Source organism: Priestia sp. 3CA3 (assembly GCF_056836725.1).
Map to the genome: position 1 here is coordinate 181487 of NZ_JBXENJ010000005.1, position 16434 is coordinate 197920.

Consider the following 16434-nt stretch of genomic DNA (forward strand, 5'->3'; position numbering starts at 1 on the left):
AGGGACAGACATGACGAACGAGCTTTCAATGAAGAACATTACAAAAAACTTTGGTTCTTTTCAAGCGCTGAACAAAGTTGATTTTACTGTTCAAAAAGGGGAAATTCATGCTTTATTGGGAGCCAATGGTGCCGGTAAAAGTACGTTGATGAAAATATTGTGCGGAGCTTACGACGAGTACGAAGGAAAGATTTACAAAGACGGAGGAGAAATCTCTATTTCTTCTCCTAAAGAAGCGAAGAGCCACGGCATCGGCATTGTACACCAAGAAGTCGATGTAGCGCTGATTCCTTCGCTATCAGTAGCTGAAAACATTGTGTTAGACGTGCAGGTTTCTAAGAAAAGTAAGACATTTGTAAACTGGAAATCTATTTATAAGAAAGCGGAAGAAGCTCTTTCTTTACTTGGTTCTTCTTTATCCGTTAAAAAAAATGTTGTTGATCTAACTCTATCAGAAAAACAGCAGGTGCTTATTGCACGTGCAATTGTACAGAATGTTGATTATTTAATTTTGGATGAACCAACCGCACCTCTTAGTGTGGAAGAGACGAAACAATTGTTTTCTGTGATGAGAGAGCTGAAGAAAAGCGGAGTAGGCATTATTTATATTTCACATCGCCTTCAAGAAGTGGTTGATATTTGCGACCGCTTAACGGTTTTAAAGGACGGACGCTATGTAGCTACAAAAGAAACTTCACATACATCAATTGAAGACGTGATTACGCTCATGTTAGGAACGTCTTCTGTAAAACAGTGGGTCAAAAAATCGGTAGAAGTTGGAAACGAACTTTTACATGTAGAAGCATTATCCCTTCCAGGGCGCCTTTCGAATATCTCTTTTCATGTAAAAGAAGGAGAGGTAGTCGGTATTGCAGGGCTTGTAGGAGCAGGGAAAACGGAGCTTTGCCGAAGTCTATTTGGTTTAGAGCAATATGTCAGCGGCAGCGTTCGGTTAAAAGGAAAGAAACTAAAGTTGAATAAGCAGCCGTATTATTATATTGCACAAGGTCTTTCTCTTGTTCCTGAAGAACGAAGAAAAGAAGGAATTTTTGTTCATGAATCGATTGCCGATAACTTAGTTTTGCCAAGTCTGTCCCGCTTTACAAATTATTCGTTTCTAAAGCGAGGAAAGATCAAAGAAAAAGCGCAGAAAACGACTGGGCAAGTTGGCGTAAAGTCTCATTCTATCGAGCAGTCAGTTGGAACGTTAAGCGGTGGAAATCAGCAGAAAGTAGCAATCGGAAAATGGCTTGTTACGGATTCTGACGTACTGTTGTTCGATGAGCCTACTAAAGGGGTTGATGTGGGCTCCAAACGAGAGATATTCGACTTAATTACAGGTCTTGTGTCACAGCAAAAAGGCGTTGTTTATGCAACCTGTGAATTCGAAGAGCTGCTAGGGGTAGCGGATCGAATTTATGTTATGTACAACGGGAAAATCGTGAAAGAATTATCCAAAGAAGAAGCAACTAGTGAAAAATTATTTTATTATACAGCAGGAGGAGTAAAAGGATGAGTGCGGAGTATGTAACAGAACCTGTAGCGAAACCAAAGAGAAAAATAAGCGTTTTCGACTTTTTTTACAAATATGGGACAGTCTTAATGATTTTTGTTATTATGATTATTTTTTCCATTGCCACACCTAACTTTTTAACAGGAGAAAATATTAGTGATATTCTGCGCTCTATTTCCATTGTTACCTTAATTGCGCTTGGTGTAACGATATCGTTAACCGTCAACGGACTCGACTTATCTGTAGGATCTACGGCTGGTTTAGCCACTATTTTATCAGCTTCTATGCTCGTTTTACACAGACAAGAAATTGCAGTTGCGATCATTGTTCCGATTATTGCATCGCTTCTCATCGGGTTAGTGAATGCTTTTTTAGTAGTGAAAGTAAAGATTCCTGATATTTTAGCCACGCTTTCAATGATGTTTATCGTACAGGGGATTTTATTAACGTATACAAAAGGCTCAGCTATTTATACCAATATGCCTTTACCAAGCGGAGAAAGAGCTCCGGGAATTTTCATTCCTTCTTTCCTTGCGCTGGGGCAAGGTCACTTTCTAGGTATTCCCGTCCCTGTGATCATTATGCTGCTGACTGTGCTGCTTGTTCATATCGTTTTTTCCTATACAAAGTTTGGTCGTTTTTTCTACGTAACAGGAGGTAACATAGAAGCAGCAAGACTTTCGGGTGTACCGGTTAATCGTTATCGTATGTATGCCTATATGTTTTCAGGTTTGCTTGCTGGAATTGGAGGAGTCGTTTTAGCTGCCCGTATTGGAGTAGGAGAAGTGAACGCAGGCTCACCATTTTTAATGGATGCCGTAGCTGCGACATACATTGGCTTTTCCGTATTTGGAGCAGGGAAACCGAATGTATTCGGGACGCTGATTGGCTCTATTTTAATTGGTGTGCTGTTAAATGGATTAACGATGCTAAATGTTCCGTATTATATGCAAGATATTATTAAAGGAGCTGTATTAGCAGGAGCCTTGGCTCTAACGTATTACCGCTCGAAACAAACATCTACGGCTGTGTAAACAGCCGTTTTTTTTCGTTTGAAATCGGGAAGAATAAGGAAAAACAATAGTATAATCTATTATTTATGTAGAAAGAGGGAGTATAGATGAAACGTGTCGTCATTATAGGAGGAGTAGCCGCCGGAATGAGCGCAGCTTCACAGCTTCGCCGGATGAAAGAAAAAGAAGAAGTGGAAATCCTTGTGTTTGAAAAAGGTGGAGATATCTCTTACAGCGCATGTGGCATGCCTTACTATCTGTCAGGTGTTGTAAAAGAAAAAGACGATTTGATTGCTCGTACGAAACAAGAGTTTGAAGAGCGAAATATCTCCGTCCATCTTTTTCACGAAGTTAAAGAAGTAAACCATACAAAGAAATACATAGTAGCACAAGATGTCAAAACGCACGCTGAAAAAGAGATAACATATGATGAACTCATCATTGCAACTGGAACAGCGGCTGTTAAACCTAATTTTATGAGTGATAACATGCCGAATGTATGCACATTAAAGTCATTAGAAGACAGCGAAAGAATCTATACATATCTACAGGCTCACTCCGTAGAAAAAGTCACTATTATTGGTGGAGGATATGTCGGAATGGAAGTAGCTGAAGCAATGAAGGCTTTGGGAAAAGAAGTACGGGTCATTGAACAGGGAAAGCAGATTCTATCTATTTTAGATCAAGACATGGCAGAGCATTTACAAAAGCAGCTAGATGACGATATTTTATTTCATTTCGAAGAAGAAGTGGAAGCATTGCTGCATTCAGATGGTTCCGTCACTCACGTTCAAACAAACCGTCAAACGTACCAAACGGATTTAGTGATTGTAAATGTAGGAGTTCGTCCGAATACGCAATTCTTAGAAAGAAACGGACTAAGAATGCTTGAAAATGGAGCTATTTTAGTAAACGAGAAGTTGGAAACCAACGTGCCTCATATCTACGCAGCGGGAGATTGTGCAACGAGCTATCACCGCGTATTAAAAAAAGACGTTCATATTGCTCTTGGAACCATTGCCAATAAGCAGGGAAGGGTTCTTGGTTACCGATTAGGGGGAGAAAATAGAGAATTTCCGGGTGTTCTAGGTACAAGTATTGTCAAAGTGATGGACTATGAAATTGGAAAAACCGGCATCTCAGAAAGAGAAGCAAGAGAAAATTCTCTTTTATACAAAGCCATCACAGCCGAGGCTCCGAGTCATGCTTCTTACTATCCAGGAGCTGAGAAGATGGTCATAAAACTTGTTTATCATCCTGAAACAAAAGAGATTTTAGGAGTTCAAATGATTGGGAAAGAAGGAGTTGCAAAACGAATCGATGTATTTGCGACAGCTATTACTTGCCGCCTCACAACAGATGAAATAACCATGCTAGATCTTTCATATGCCCCTCCTTTTGCTACGGTATGGGATGCTGTACAAATCGCTGCTCAAAAAGCTGAATAAAAAAGAGGCTGGGACAAAAGTAGTTGAGTCCAAGTAAAAAAAGAACCATTCATCAACCTGTTTGATGAGTGGTTCTTTTTTTGTGTGATGGTGCACATCGTTTTATTTGTTTCGTTCCTTCTAGCAATTGATTGGAGGGCAAGGAGAAGACTCCTGCGGGAAAAGCGGAACAGGTGAGACCCCGCAGGAGCGAAAGCGACGAGGAGGCTCAGCGGCCGCCCGCGGAAAGCGAAGCCTTGCACGGAAATCAATTGCGGTGTCATAAGCAGTCCAGCTCATGTATCTCATTTGTTCGTCTTTCGATTGGATTTATTTCGTTATGTCTCAACCTCTTTTTTATTCGACAAGCAGCATCTTTTGTCGAAAAACAACTTGTAAAAAAAAGATAAACGGTATTCCTATAGTAATGTAAGCGTTTATAAATTCCGACAAAATAATTTTTTTGCGAAAAAAATGTCTATTATTGCGACTCTATTTACATATTTAGTAGAATTTGTAATAATGCGTTATAAGCTAATTTCTTTGTCATAGGAGAGGATTTTGTGTTTGGAGTGAGAAATAGAACGAAATCAGAGAGATTATTAGTGGAAATCGTCCAAAAAAGACAAAAGATGGTGCAGCTCGGAGAAGAAAAAGGTCTGACTAATGAAGAAACCGTTACCTGTAGTCAAGAGCTTGATCAGCTCTTACTCGTTTATCAAAAGCAGCGTTTAAAAGAAGAGGAAGAAAAGACATCGTTTGCCACACTGATTAGCCGCTTTTTATCTTTTTCAAAGCTGTAATGCAGGACAAGCATTCGGGATCGGGCAGTGAAACAATTACGCTGCCCGTGGCCTCTCTTCAGCTTTAAAAAATGTTAATTAAAAAAATCATAAACAAAATACCAAAAATAAACGAATAAGTAGCAAATCTTTCGTTTCCATCGCCGTGACTTTCCGGAATTAACTCTTTATAAATAATAAAAAGCATGGCTCCAGCAGCAAACGCTAATCCATATGAAACGAGAGACTCCACAAAATTAGTTAAATAAAACCCGAGTAAAGACGTTACAATTTCAACTGATCCTGTAAGGGTAGCAATTAAAAATGCTTTTATTTTACTGATATTTTGCTGAGCTAAAAATAGCGCGACCAACAGTCCTTCAGGTGCATTTTGAAGACCGATTGCAAGGGCAATTAAGTTCCCTGTATTTTCAACATTTGAAGCGTAGCTCACACCAACAGACAGTCCTTCAGGAAGGTTGTGCAACGTAATAGCGGAAACAATTAAAAGTGCTTTTTCATCAAACTGTATGCCGGTTTTAGAATGCTCAAGATCAATGTGAGGAATATTCTGCTCCAAGAGTGTTAATGTTACCACGCCAAGCAGTAAGCCAATCGCTAAGGAAAAAAAACCGCCGCTTTGAAGAGATTCTGGAATTAAGCTCATAGTAGAAGCTGCTGTCATAATGCCTGCAGTGAGCGCAAGAAGTATATCTTTCCAGCGATGAGTGAGTTCTTGATTCAAAAATAGAATAGGCAAAGCGCCTACTCCAGTCGATAGCGCAGAAAGAATGCTTCCAATTAGTACCTCAGTCATAAACCGTCTCCTTTTACGTATTCTTCTTTTTATCCTCAATTCACATCGTTCTTTTAGTGTATGTTTTTTTGTTTTCTATGAGCATGACTATTTTAAAAATGAACAGCTTTATGCAATAATTTTACAAAAAAGTTGAACCAGTGAAGGTTCAACTTTTTAGGTGAAGTACAGCTCCTGAACTTGGTTAGCAATGTGCTCAAGCTTATTGGAAACTTGAGGAATGCCATATCCTACATACAAAGGAGATGTGGCAAAGCGAGGAATGATTTTCGCTGCAATTTTGCCGTTTTTAAGATTATAAAAAAACAAGTTGTAGCTCGTGCAGCTACGATGAAAATGATTTAATAAATAGTGAGCAGCCGTTTGAAGATAATCTGCAAACGTGTGCAGCTCTTTGTCAAGCTGATCTGTTATCACGTTAAATTCAAAAAAGCCCATTCGAGGTTTTACAGATAAATTAAATGTGACGTGTTCATTTTTGGCAATTGTGACTCCTTCAAACTGCTCTAGCTTCACATTTTCATTTACATCCATCTCATTTAAACCAATAATTTGCATATGAGGATGTCGTAATGATCCTCCGGACATGGGGCCGTGGTTTTTAAAGAAAAGAACAGAAGCATATTCTCCGCTGTTCATCATCGATATCCATCGTTCAGTAGCAAAACTCAGCAAGGTATACAGATGTTCTTTTGGATAAATAGATAGTTCTGAAAAACACTCATCGGTCTCAATAATAACCGTCTGATAAGCATCTTGCAGAACGGGAAACTTATTTTTTAGCCAAATGATAGGTCCTTGTTTTTCAATGATGCCTGTAAGAGATTCTACGTCGCAAAAGGGACAGGGGTTTTGCCGGTTAACGATTGTTTCAGGCTTTTGCGAACCAATCGCGGAATTAAATAATAAATGGGTTGGTTTCATAATCATTCACCTTTTTATGTAATGTTCATATGTTTATTGTATTAAAAGCATATGTATAAATCCACTTATATACATTTTTTATCAAAAAAATTGTACAAGCAGAGAGAATAACCGATGAAATAAGCCTGCTTTGATTGACTTTGAAGGGAAATTTTAGTATTATCTTGATATCAAGATAATATCAAAGGAACTGATTAAAATGACGAATGATGTAACTAGAGAAGAGTTAGACCAATCTCTTAAATTATTTATTGTACTATCTCGTGCCAATCGTTCAATTAATGATCATGTGCATAAATTTATTCAACAGCATGGAATGAATCCAACCGAATTTGCTGTCCTAGAGTTATTGTACCACAAAGGCCAGCAGCCTCTTCAGCAAATTGGCGGAAAAATTCTGTTGGCAAGCGGCAGTATTACGTATGTAGTAGACAAGCTTGAGAAAAAAGGCTTCTTGGAGCGCGTTGCTTGTCCGAACGATCGTCGCGTAACCTATGCAGCTATCACCAAGCAAGGCAAGGAAATGATTGAAAGCATGTTTCCGAGTCACGAAAAAAGAATTCATGATATTTTATCCGTTTTATCTAGCGAAGAAAAGGAAGTTGCCATTTCGATGCTTAAGAAACTAGGGCACTATGCAGATGAATTTTTGCCGGAATCGACTAATTAAGTAAGGAAAGCTCGTTTGTTTCTGTTGAACAAACGAGTTTTTTCTATGACTTCTTTCATGACCAATCGACATAAAAAATAAAAAGTGACAAAAAATTGAAATTAACAGGAATACAGCTGGATAAAAACGAATTAGGTTACATACAGACATATAGAGGAAGGGGAATAAATGATGAAATTTGAGAATTATACATATACGCGACCTGATATGAATGAAATTGAAAAGCAGTTTGAAAAGGCCATTACACATTTTACGGAAGCAGGGTCAGTCAGTCAGCAAAATGAGGCAATTCGTCTAGCAAACGATGCATATTCTCAGTACAGTACAATGGGGAACATCTGCTATATTCGTCATTCTATCGACACAGCCAATGAATTTTATAAAGAAGAACAAGACTATTTTGATGAAACACAGCCGCTTTTAGAAGGATACGTAGAGAAATTTTACAAAGCCTTAATCTCTTCACCTTTTAAACCGGAACTAGAAGAAAAGTGGGGAAAGCAGCTGTTTTCTCTTGCTGAAATGCAGTTAAAAACGTTCTCTCCTGAAATAGTAAAAGAGCTACAGGAAGAAAATAAGCTATCATCTCAATATACGAAGCTAGTGGCGTCAGCTAAAATTGTATTTGAAGGAGAAGAAAGAACGTTAGCTCAGCTCGATCCGTTTATGGAGTCATCTGATCGAGAAATGAGAAAAAAAGCAGCAGAAGCGAAGTTTCAATTTTTCACTGATCATGAAGAGGAATTTGATGATATTTACGACAAGCTTGTAAAAGTGCGGACCAAGCTTGCTGAAAAATTAGGCTATAAAAATTTCGTAGAAGTGGGCTATGCTCGTATGTCTAGAATAGGGTACGATGCTGAAATGGTTGCCGCTTTTCGCCAACAAGTGAAAGAGTATATTGTTCCCCTTACTGAAAAACTAAAAAAGCGTCAGCAGGAAAGAATTCAAGTAGAGAGCTTAACTTATTATGATGAACCGTTTCAGTTTGAAACAGGAAACGCAGTGCCAAAAGGTGATGAAAAGTGGATTATTGAAAATGGACGGGTTATGTATAAGGAGCTTTCTAAAGAAACGGACGAATTTTTTTCCTTTATGCTTGAAAATAATTTAATGGATTTAGTCGCTAAAAAGGGCAAAGCAGGCGGAGGCTACTGTACGTTTATTGAAGAATACAAAGCGCCGTTTATTTTTTCAAACTTTAATGGAACATCAGGCGATATTGATGTGTTAACGCATGAAGCAGGGCATGCTTTTCAAGTGTATTCCAGCCGAGATATGGAAACCAATGAGTATCACTGGCCTACGCATGAAGGAGCTGAAATTCATTCGATGAGCATGGAGTATTTTACATGGCCTTGGATGGAGTTGTTCTTTAAAGAGGACAAAGATAAATACCAGTTTTCTCATTTAAGCTCAGGCTTAACTTTCTTGCCTTACGGGGTAGCAGTTGATGAATTTCAGCATGCTGTATACGAACGCCCTGAGATGACGCCTTCGGAACGAAAACAAACGTGGCGAGAAATTGAAAAGAAATATATGCCTTCTAAAAACTATGACGGCCATCACTATCTAGAAAGCGGGGGCTTCTGGCAGCGTCAGCTTCATATTTACACGTCTCCGTTTTATTATATTGATTACACGCTCGCTCAAATTTGTGCATTTCAATTTTGGAAAAAAGATCGGGAAAATCATGAACAAGCATGGCAAGATTACGTTCATTTGTGTAAGCTTGGCGGAAGTAAGCCATTTTTAGAATTAGTAGAGGAAGCGAATTTGATCTCTCCATTCGAAGAGGGCTGCGTGCAGTCTGTAGTAGATGAAATTGAAAGCTATTTAAATAGTATTGATGATAAAAAGCTATAAAAAAAGCCGCGTTTGCGGCTTTTTTTTATTGACATGTTCCTTCTTTCCATAAAGGAATCGTAAGGGTAACGCTGGTTCCTTCGCCCACAGTGCTTTTAATCTCAAATGTTCCTTTATGCTGATACAGAATGTTTTTAATCACAACAAGTCCAAGACCGGTGCCTGATGGCTTCGTGGTAAAAAAGGGCTTTTGAATGTGCGTAAGCAAATTTGAGGGAATACCCACTCCTGTATCTTTAATGAAAATAGTAAGGCCTTTAGTATGCTGAGTAACGTTTAAATGGATTTCTCCTCCGCTAGGCATAGCTTCGAGCGCATTTTTTAATAAATTAATGAGTACTTGCTTAATTTGATTGGCATCACAGCAGATGTATGTATGCGGAGCTTCCACCTGCGTTTTAACTACGACGTTTTTTAATACACATTCTGATTCATACAGAAGAATAACGTCATTTAAAATAGTAGAGAATGCATGTTTTTTCATAACCGTATCATGAGGTTTAGCGAGCAATAAAAATTCTCCAACGATTGAGTTAATACGATTCAGTTCACTCAGCATGATGGTTGTATAAGAATGGTAGCGGCTGCTGTCTTCATGAATAAGCTGAATAAATCCATTCAGGGAAGTAAGCGGATTTCGAATTTCATGAGCGATGCCCGCTGCCATTTCGCCGGCTAAAGATAATTTATCGGTTTGGCGAAGAAATTTTTCTGTTTCCTTTTCTTCTGTAAGATCGCGTGAAATACCAAAAAGCGCAACGACTTGCTGATCACGATTAAAAATAGGTGAAACAGTAATTTCTACGTCAATTATTTTTCCGTCTTTTCGCTTATCTTGGGTTTCAAAGGCTACCAGCTTTTCTCCTTTTTTAACCCTTTCTAATCGGTTTTCAGCGTCGCCTTTTAAGCTAGCAGGAATAAATGGGATGGCTTTTCCGACAATTTCTTCCGCTTTCCATCCGTATATTTGCCCAAAAGCATCGTTTACTTTAATCACTTTGCCGTCTAGACTGAACACGGAAATGGCGTCGCGATTGTATGTGAAAAAAGATTGTAAATACTCTTGAGCTGAGTAAAGTTCATCTTCGGTTTTGTTCATTTTGACCGTCGTAATAGCAATCAATTTTTTAGAGAAATGAGCACAATACAACAAAATAATCATTGTGATCAGCGTAAACAAAATGAAATAAACGATATCTAATTTCACGAAAGTCACAGATGTAAAAAGAGTGTTGCTTACATAAAAGTACAAAACAATTATTATGGACATTAATGTAGAAGTTACAATAGCGATATAGCTATAGTAAATAAAGCTAACAATTATTCCAAGAAACAAAAACAAATAATTAATAACAGCAGGTTCAATAGATGTTATGTACGCAATATAGGCATAATAGCATATGAAAAAAGAATACATAATGATAGCAGGATGAAAATGAAAGTAATACATAGCCGTCACTACCAATAATAAAATTCCTCCGCTTATAAAAACAATCGGATGAGGATCAGCTGCAATAAAGTGATATAACACAATGTGGACAAAATACAGCAGCCAAAAAATAAGTAAAAGAATAAAATTACGTTTTTTTATGAGGTTGTGTGATTCCATAAAAAATCCCTTTCTTAAATGGTGAATAATTTTATAGGAGAATAACTTCATAGTCAGCTAGTCGCACGATACAGTAATATATCACTCATATTAGCATAGTTACAACTATGTGAATAGCCGAATTGAGCACTTAGACCAAGGAAGATAGATCTAGAATGTGGCTGGTCATAAACTATTAAGGAAATATGAGGGGAATATGAACGAAATGAAGGAGATGTAAAGCTTTTGTGATAACCTTGTAAAAGTGAACTTTTTTCCAATTGGATAGGCTATACTGCCAGTAGAGCCATATGAATGGTGACTACATAGAGGCTCAGATGATTCGAAAGGAGACGGTAAAATGAACAAAAGTTTATTAGTCAAGTTATTTGGATCACTTCTAGCAATTATGTTAATCACAGCATGCAACTCACAAACGGATGAAAAAGATGCAACAGAACAGCAAACCGAACAGTCGGATGATACTCAAGCGGAGGATACAACGACAGATGATTCACAGGAAACAATGAAGCAAGACGAAGCAGATGACTCATCTGGGGATGAAGCAGCTGATGATCAAGAAGAATCAACGGATAGTGCGGACGAAAAAACAGATGAAAAAACAGATGAAAAAACAGATGAAAGTAAATAAACGAAAGTATTTCTATAAAAAAAAAAGCGACTCAAGTAGAGTCGCTTTTTCTATTAGTTTTGTACGGTGATTTCGTTTGCTGCATTTAACGTTACGTTCACTGTTGATACGTCCGCATCATCTAACAGTAAATCTGTAATTCGATCTTCAAGCTGTTCTTGAATTGCTCGGCGGAGTGGTCTAGCACCGAATGCAGGGTGATAGCCAAGTTCAGCCAGTTTTTCTTTTACCTCATCTGCTACGCTCAGCGTGATGTTTTGTTCTTGTAATGTTTCTTTTAATTCAGCAAGCATAAGGTCAACGATTTTAATCAAGTTATCTTTTTCAAGGTGATTAAATTCAATGATTGTATCAAATCGATTTAAAAACTCTGGTTTGAAATAAGATGAAAGTGAATCTAAAACGGATGCCTGCTTAAGCGCATCATTTTCTGCGTCAAACCCAACCGTAATTTTCTTTTCACCTACACCAGCGTTACTTGTCATAATGATAACCGTGTCTTTGAAGCTTACTGTGCGACCTTGACTATCCGTTAGACGTCCATCTTCTAAAATTTGCAAAAACATATGCTGAACGTCTGGATGAGCTTTTTCAATTTCATCTAGTAAGATGATGGAATAAGGATTACGGCGTACTTTTTCTGTTAATTGTCCTGCCTCTTCATGACCTACGTAGCCAGGAGGTGAGCCGATTAATTTAGACACCGCGTGTTTTTCCATATATTCACTCATATCTAGACGAACCATTGCATCTTTTGAGCCGAACAGTTCTTCAGCTAATGTTTTGGTTAACTCTGTTTTACCGACACCTGTTGGACCGACAAATAAGAATGAACCAATTGGGCGATGCTTCGCTTTTAATCCAGCGCGAGAACGTCGAATTGCTTTTGCTACTTTTTCGACAGCTTCCTGCTGTCCGATTACTTTTTGAGCTAAGTGCTCTGCTAAATGCTTCATTTTTGCTGATTCATTTTCTTGAAGTTTACCAACAGGGATACCCGTTTTCTTTTCAATAATGGCTTGAATGTCAGCAATATCCACATTCATTTTTTGCTGTTCTTCGTTTAGTTGTTTTTCAAGAGCAGCTTCTTCATCGCGAAGTTTTGCCGCTACTTCATATTTTTCATCCTTTAGCGCCTGCTCTTTTTCTTTTGTAATTTCTTTTAAGCGAGCGGCTGCGTCGTCTTTATTTGTAATGCCTGCCTGTAAGTTCATTTTTGAACCTGCTTCGTCTAGCAAGTCAATTGCTTTATCAGGCAAGAAACGATCTTGAATGTAGCGGTGTGATAAATTTACACAAGCGCGGATCGCTTCATCTGTATAGCTAACGCCGTGATAATCTTCATATTTACTTTGAATTCCTTTTAGAATTTCAACGGCTTCTTCTACAGACGGTTCATGAACCATAACCGGCTGGAAACGTCGTTCAAGAGCCGCATCTTTTTCAATGGAACGGTACTCTTTTAAAGTTGTAGCTCCGACTACTTGAAGTTCACCTCGTGCAAGAGCAGGTTTTAAAATATTGCTTGCGTCCATTGAACCTTCCGCTGAACCTGCTCCTACAAGAAGGTGGATTTCATCGATAAATAAAATCACGTTTTTTCGCTGTTGAAGCTCAGAAATTAACTGTTTCATACGCTCTTCAAATTGACCTCGCACGCCCGTATTAGCTACGAGTGATGCTACATCTAACAGATATACATCTTTATTTAGCAGCTTTGCAGGAACTTTTCCTTCCGCAATTTTTAAAGCTAACCCTTCGACTACAGCTGTTTTACCAACACCGGGTTCTCCAATTAGTACCGGGTTGTTTTTGTTTCTTCTATTTAAAATTTCAATGACGCGCTCTACTTCTTCTTCGCGGCCAATAACAGGGTCAATTAATCCCGTTTTCGCAATTTGAGTTAAGTTTCGACCAAATTGATCTAAAAAGCCTCCGCCGCCGTTTCCTTGCTGTGGCTGCTCCGGTGCAGCTTGTTCGTGCGCCATTTGCTTGAATAAATCATCGATGTTCATAAAGCCGCCACCTCCAAAGCCTGATGGGATTTTATGTTCTTTCATTAGTGCTTGATAACATGTATGACATAAACGATATTGAGATTTTTGATTATTTGTTTGTACATTTAATTGAATAGATGCTTCACGTTTATTACAGTTTTGACAAATCATTTAATTAGCCTCCCTAAATGATTTTAATCGAAGATCAGCAGGTGTTTGACCTTTCTTGACCTTTCGTAATCTCATTATACTTTGACCTTTTTTGACTTTCAAGTCTTTTGCTTAAAAATTTTTTGAGGGAAGTTCCTCGCTTATGTACAAAAGGTAGTACATTAAAAAAACGTGTGTTTTGTGTGTACCCGTTTTATATATATAAAAACATTAGAAGCATTTTGTACAATGATTTGCTTAGATAGAGAATAAATATTAATAAGAAGAAAAGTGGAAAAATGAGTGCAGAGCCTGCCGTTGGATAAAATAAGTTATTGACAGCAAGAAGGATAAAAATTATACTCAAGAAGGTTTGCACTTAACTGCGTAAAAGCATAAAAGCGTTTAAGTGAAAAAGAAAGATAGAAAGGGAATACCTCATGAAAAAAGAAATTTCATTTATACAATCAATAGCGGTGGTTTTGGTGCTATTAGCTATTATTTTTGTTTCATTATTTATGTTAAAGCTGCCGCCTCATATTCCGCTAATATTTGGTGTAGCATTTATTAGTGTGATTGGCTTTTTGTTGAAATATAAGTGGACAGAAATGGAGAAAGGCATTTTAGACGGTGTTAGACTTGGCATTAAGCCTATCCTTATTCTAATGCTGATCGGGATGCTCATTGCGATTTGGATGGTAGGAGGAACGATACCGACGATTTTATCCTGCGGCTTCCACTGGATTTCACCGCAGTACTTTTTAATTAGTGCTTTGGTTATCACCGTGTTAGTTTCAACATTCACGGGAAGTTCATTAACAACCGTCAGTACGGTAGGAGTCGCTTTATTTGGCGTGGGAACTGCTATTGGTGTACATCCAGGGCTAGCAGCAGGGATGATTGTTTCAGGAGCTGTGTTTGGAGATAAGATGTCTCCATTGTCTGATACAACAAATTTTGCTTCTGGTATCGTTGAAGTGCCGCTCCCTAAACATATTCAGCATATTACGTGGACGACGGTTCCAAGTATTGTTATTACAGCAATCATTGCATTGGTAATCGGAATGAACGGAAATCATGAAAGCGTCAATTACGGAGAAATTCAAGGAATTCAAGAAGCATTAAAACATACGTTTAATTTACACGTGTTAACGTTGCTTTCTCCACTCTTAGTTCTTATTTTTTCGATGAGAAGAGTCGATGTATTGCCAACGTTAGTTTTAGGGATTGTAACGGCCATTATTACAGGAATGATTACACAGCATGAATTTACGCTGAGTCAATTGCTAGGGGTTCTTCAAAGCGGGCCGGCAATCGAGTCAGGAAATAAAGTAGTCGATGCGATTGTAAACAAAGGCGGATTACAGTCCATGATGTTTTCTATTTCTCTTATCATGATTGCCTTGTCGCTAGGTGGCTTGATGAGAGCGGTTGGAATTATTGATGCTTTATTAAAAGGATTAGCAAAACAAATCCGCCGCAGCGGAGACGTTATTTTTGCTACGCTTCTATCTTCAATTGGAGTGAACGTTATTACAGGAGAACAGTATTTATCAATTCTTCTGCCTGGGCAAACGTTTAAGCCGCTGTATGAAAAGTGGAACTTAGATCCGAAAAACTTATCACGAACGCTTGAAGACGGTGGAACGGTTATTAATGCTATTATTCCGTGGGGTGTCAGCGGAGCTTTTATTTCAACTGCATTAAATATTCCAGCGGCTGACTATATTCCATTTACATTCTTTAGCATTTTATGTCCGATTTTTTCAATTATTTTAGCATATACAGGCATTGGTATTGCCAAGAAAAAAGCTCAGTCTTAACTGGGCTTTTTTCTTTTTAAAAAAGGACAGGTAAAAAACGACAAAAAAAGTATCATTCCACTTTTCAAATCTATAATTTAATAATACAATTTACTATACGTCTTTACGTCTTTACGTCTTTCCTGTTCATGTACTTGTATGAATTCTTATTTCTTTATTAATGAAGAAATTTGGGTTTTGCGGTATGATAAATAAGCTGTATTGGCGATGGGATGAATGCCCTTTTTAGCAAACATTTAAGAAGGGTAAAGGCAAATGAAAACACTCATTATAAAAGAGAAAAGATATTTATTGAGGAGAGGGTTTCTGTTGAAAAAATGGGGCATCATTGCATTAATCACTGTAGCTGTGCTCGGTGTGACAGCGGTTTTTAACCGAGCTGAAAGTGATGATGTAAATAAAGAAAAATTGAATTTATTATCGCCTTATTCAAATAAAGTAGATGTATATAGCATTACGTATCCTAGTGATAATTTAAAGATAAAAGGGTTTTTAGTACAGCCTAAAGACATTGCAGACAAACATTATCCGCTTTTAGTATATAATCGCGGAGGAAATCGCGAACATGGCATGATTCGCGCAAAAACACTTCAGTATTTGTCATACTGGGCAAGTAAAGGCTACGTCGTTGTTGCGACTCAATACAGGGGAAATGGCGGAAGTGAAGGAACAGAGACGTACGGCGGTAAAGATATTGACGACGTATTAAATCTTATTAAATGGGGAGAACAGCTTCCTTATGTAAATCACCAGCAAAAGGTAGCGCTAGGATATTCACGCGGCGGTATGATGACGTATTTAACGATGAAAAACGGCGTTAAATTTGATGCTGTTGTCGTACAATCAGGTATTACAGACATGTTTCAATTCTACGACCAAAGAGGGCCTGAAATGAAACAAGTGCTGCGGACAATTGTAGGAGATCCGGCGCAGTATCCAGAGAGGTATAAAAGTCGTTCTGTTGTCTACTGGAGCGATAAAGTAAATTCACCTCTTTTAATTTTACAGGGTGATCATGATCGTAAAGTTCATCACACTCAGGCTGAAAAGCTTGTGAAACAACTAGATGAGCAGGGAAAAGAATACAAATATGTACTGTATAAAAACGGAGACCATCCGCTAACTGCTTATTATGATCAATATAACGCGGAAATTGATAAATGGTTTAAAATACATTTAGCTAAGCAGTAAAGAAATTGGAAGCAGTTTTGA

The 16434-nt window shown here is 38.0% G+C and carries 14 protein-coding genes; 10 read left to right on the top strand and 4 right to left on the bottom strand.

Going from position 1 to position 16434, the window contains the following annotated elements; genetic code table 11:
- Positions 1-10: 10 nt before the first annotated feature.
- The 5 genes from AC1VNJ_RS15070 (at position 11) to AC1VNJ_RS15090 (ending at position 4756) form a co-directional block, all read left to right on the top strand.
- On the top strand, positions 11-1516 hold the full coding sequence (locus AC1VNJ_RS15070; protein ID WP_028414164.1) for a sugar ABC transporter ATP-binding protein: 1506 nt from the start codon (positions 11-13) through the stop codon (positions 1514-1516).
- Complete coding sequence (locus tag AC1VNJ_RS15075; protein WP_028414163.1) at positions 1513-2547, top strand: ABC transporter permease; 1035 nt, start codon at positions 1513-1515, stop codon at positions 2545-2547. The genes AC1VNJ_RS15070 and AC1VNJ_RS15075 overlap by 4 nt, the downstream gene beginning before the upstream one ends.
- Before the next feature lie 86 nt (positions 2548-2633).
- Positions 2634-3974, top strand: a complete 1341-nt coding sequence (locus AC1VNJ_RS15080) for a CoA-disulfide reductase (protein ID WP_482641016.1) — start codon at positions 2634-2636, stop codon at positions 3972-3974.
- Between the two features lie 127 nt (positions 3975-4101).
- Entirely contained in the window at positions 4102-4239 is a 138-nt protein-coding gene (locus AC1VNJ_RS15085; protein WP_165573317.1) for a hypothetical protein, read from the top strand.
- A 277-nt stretch (positions 4240-4516) separates the two neighbouring features.
- The gene (locus AC1VNJ_RS15090; RefSeq protein ID WP_013082228.1) at positions 4517-4756 is read left to right on the top strand and encodes an aspartyl-phosphate phosphatase Spo0E family protein; all 240 of its coding nucleotides are present in this window, start codon (positions 4517-4519) and stop codon (positions 4754-4756) included.
- A gap of 64 nt (positions 4757-4820) precedes the next feature.
- On the opposite strand, the gene AC1VNJ_RS15095 is transcribed toward AC1VNJ_RS15090, so the two are convergent.
- Together AC1VNJ_RS15095 and AC1VNJ_RS15100 are read right to left on the bottom strand one after the other, a co-directional pair.
- Positions 4821-5552 (bottom strand): ZIP family metal transporter, encoded by a 732-nt coding sequence (locus tag AC1VNJ_RS15095; protein WP_028414161.1) that lies wholly within the window; start codon positions 5550-5552, stop codon positions 4821-4823.
- A 156-nt stretch (positions 5553-5708) separates the two neighbouring features.
- Complete coding sequence (locus tag AC1VNJ_RS15100) at positions 5709-6476, bottom strand: DUF4931 domain-containing protein (RefSeq protein WP_482641017.1); 768 nt, start codon at positions 6474-6476, stop codon at positions 5709-5711.
- Positions 6477-6675: 199 nt separating this feature from the next.
- Between AC1VNJ_RS15100 and AC1VNJ_RS15105 the strand changes: the two genes are divergently transcribed.
- Positions 6676-7146, top strand: coding sequence for a MarR family winged helix-turn-helix transcriptional regulator (locus AC1VNJ_RS15105; protein ID WP_013082231.1), 471 nt, complete (start codon positions 6676-6678; stop codon positions 7144-7146).
- 171 nt (positions 7147-7317) lie between these two features.
- On the top strand, positions 7318-9012 hold the full coding sequence (locus AC1VNJ_RS15110; RefSeq protein WP_033578376.1) for a M3 family oligoendopeptidase: 1695 nt from the start codon (positions 7318-7320) through the stop codon (positions 9010-9012).
- Between the two features lie 25 nt (positions 9013-9037).
- On the opposite strand, the gene AC1VNJ_RS15115 is transcribed toward AC1VNJ_RS15110, so the two are convergent.
- Positions 9038-10621, bottom strand: coding sequence for a PAS domain S-box protein (locus AC1VNJ_RS15115; RefSeq protein ID WP_482641018.1), 1584 nt, complete (start codon positions 10619-10621; stop codon positions 9038-9040).
- Between the two features lie 340 nt (positions 10622-10961).
- On the opposite strand from AC1VNJ_RS15115, the gene AC1VNJ_RS15120 reads away from it, so the two are divergent.
- Positions 10962-11252, top strand: a complete 291-nt coding sequence (locus AC1VNJ_RS15120; protein ID WP_482641019.1) for a hypothetical protein — start codon at positions 10962-10964, stop codon at positions 11250-11252.
- A gap of 53 nt (positions 11253-11305) precedes the next feature.
- Here AC1VNJ_RS15120 and AC1VNJ_RS15125 read toward each other — a convergent pair whose 3' ends face one another.
- Positions 11306-13420 (bottom strand): ATP-dependent Clp protease ATP-binding subunit, encoded by a 2115-nt coding sequence (locus AC1VNJ_RS15125; protein ID WP_049163562.1) that lies wholly within the window; start codon positions 13418-13420, stop codon positions 11306-11308.
- 419 nt (positions 13421-13839) lie between these two features.
- Here AC1VNJ_RS15125 and nhaC point away from each other — a divergent pair, with 419 nt between their 5' ends.
- Both nhaC and AC1VNJ_RS15135 read left to right on the top strand, forming a co-directional pair.
- Positions 13840-15222, top strand: a complete 1383-nt coding sequence (gene nhaC / locus AC1VNJ_RS15130) for a Na+/H+ antiporter NhaC (RefSeq protein WP_482641020.1) — start codon at positions 13840-13842, stop codon at positions 15220-15222.
- A 309-nt stretch (positions 15223-15531) separates the two neighbouring features.
- Complete coding sequence (locus tag AC1VNJ_RS15135) at positions 15532-16413, top strand: alpha/beta hydrolase family protein (RefSeq protein WP_014461062.1); 882 nt, start codon at positions 15532-15534, stop codon at positions 16411-16413.
- The last annotated feature ends 21 nt before the right edge of the window (positions 16414-16434 follow it).

Bases quoted from the DNA above. Each gene is read 5' to 3' on its own strand.
- AC1VNJ_RS15115 (WP_482641018.1), bottom strand. From the start codon at position 10,621: ATGGAATCACACAACCTCATAAAAAAACGTAATTTTATTCTTTTACTT.
- AC1VNJ_RS15075 (WP_028414163.1), top strand. From the start codon at position 1,513: ATGAGTGCGGAGTATGTAACAGAACCTGTAGCGAAACCAAAGAGAAAA.
- AC1VNJ_RS15080 (WP_482641016.1), top strand. From the start codon at position 2,634: ATGAAACGTGTCGTCATTATAGGAGGAGTAGCCGCCGGAATGAGCGCA.
- AC1VNJ_RS15070 (WP_028414164.1), top strand. From the start codon at position 11: ATGACGAACGAGCTTTCAATGAAGAACATTACAAAAAACTTTGGTTCT.
- AC1VNJ_RS15095 (WP_028414161.1), bottom strand. From the start codon at position 5,552: ATGACTGAGGTACTAATTGGAAGCATTCTTTCTGCGCTATCGACTGGA.
- AC1VNJ_RS15125 (WP_049163562.1), bottom strand. From the start codon at position 13,420: ATGATTTGTCAAAACTGTAATAAACGTGAAGCATCTATTCAATTAAAT.
- AC1VNJ_RS15110 (WP_033578376.1), top strand. From the start codon at position 7,318: ATGAAATTTGAGAATTATACATATACGCGACCTGATATGAATGAAATT.
- AC1VNJ_RS15100 (WP_482641017.1), bottom strand. From the start codon at position 6,476: ATGAAACCAACCCATTTATTATTTAATTCCGCGATTGGTTCGCAAAAG.
- AC1VNJ_RS15105 (WP_013082231.1), top strand. From the start codon at position 6,676: ATGACGAATGATGTAACTAGAGAAGAGTTAGACCAATCTCTTAAATTA.
- AC1VNJ_RS15120 (WP_482641019.1), top strand. From the start codon at position 10,962: ATGAACAAAAGTTTATTAGTCAAGTTATTTGGATCACTTCTAGCAATT.
- nhaC (WP_482641020.1), top strand. From the start codon at position 13,840: ATGAAAAAAGAAATTTCATTTATACAATCAATAGCGGTGGTTTTGGTG.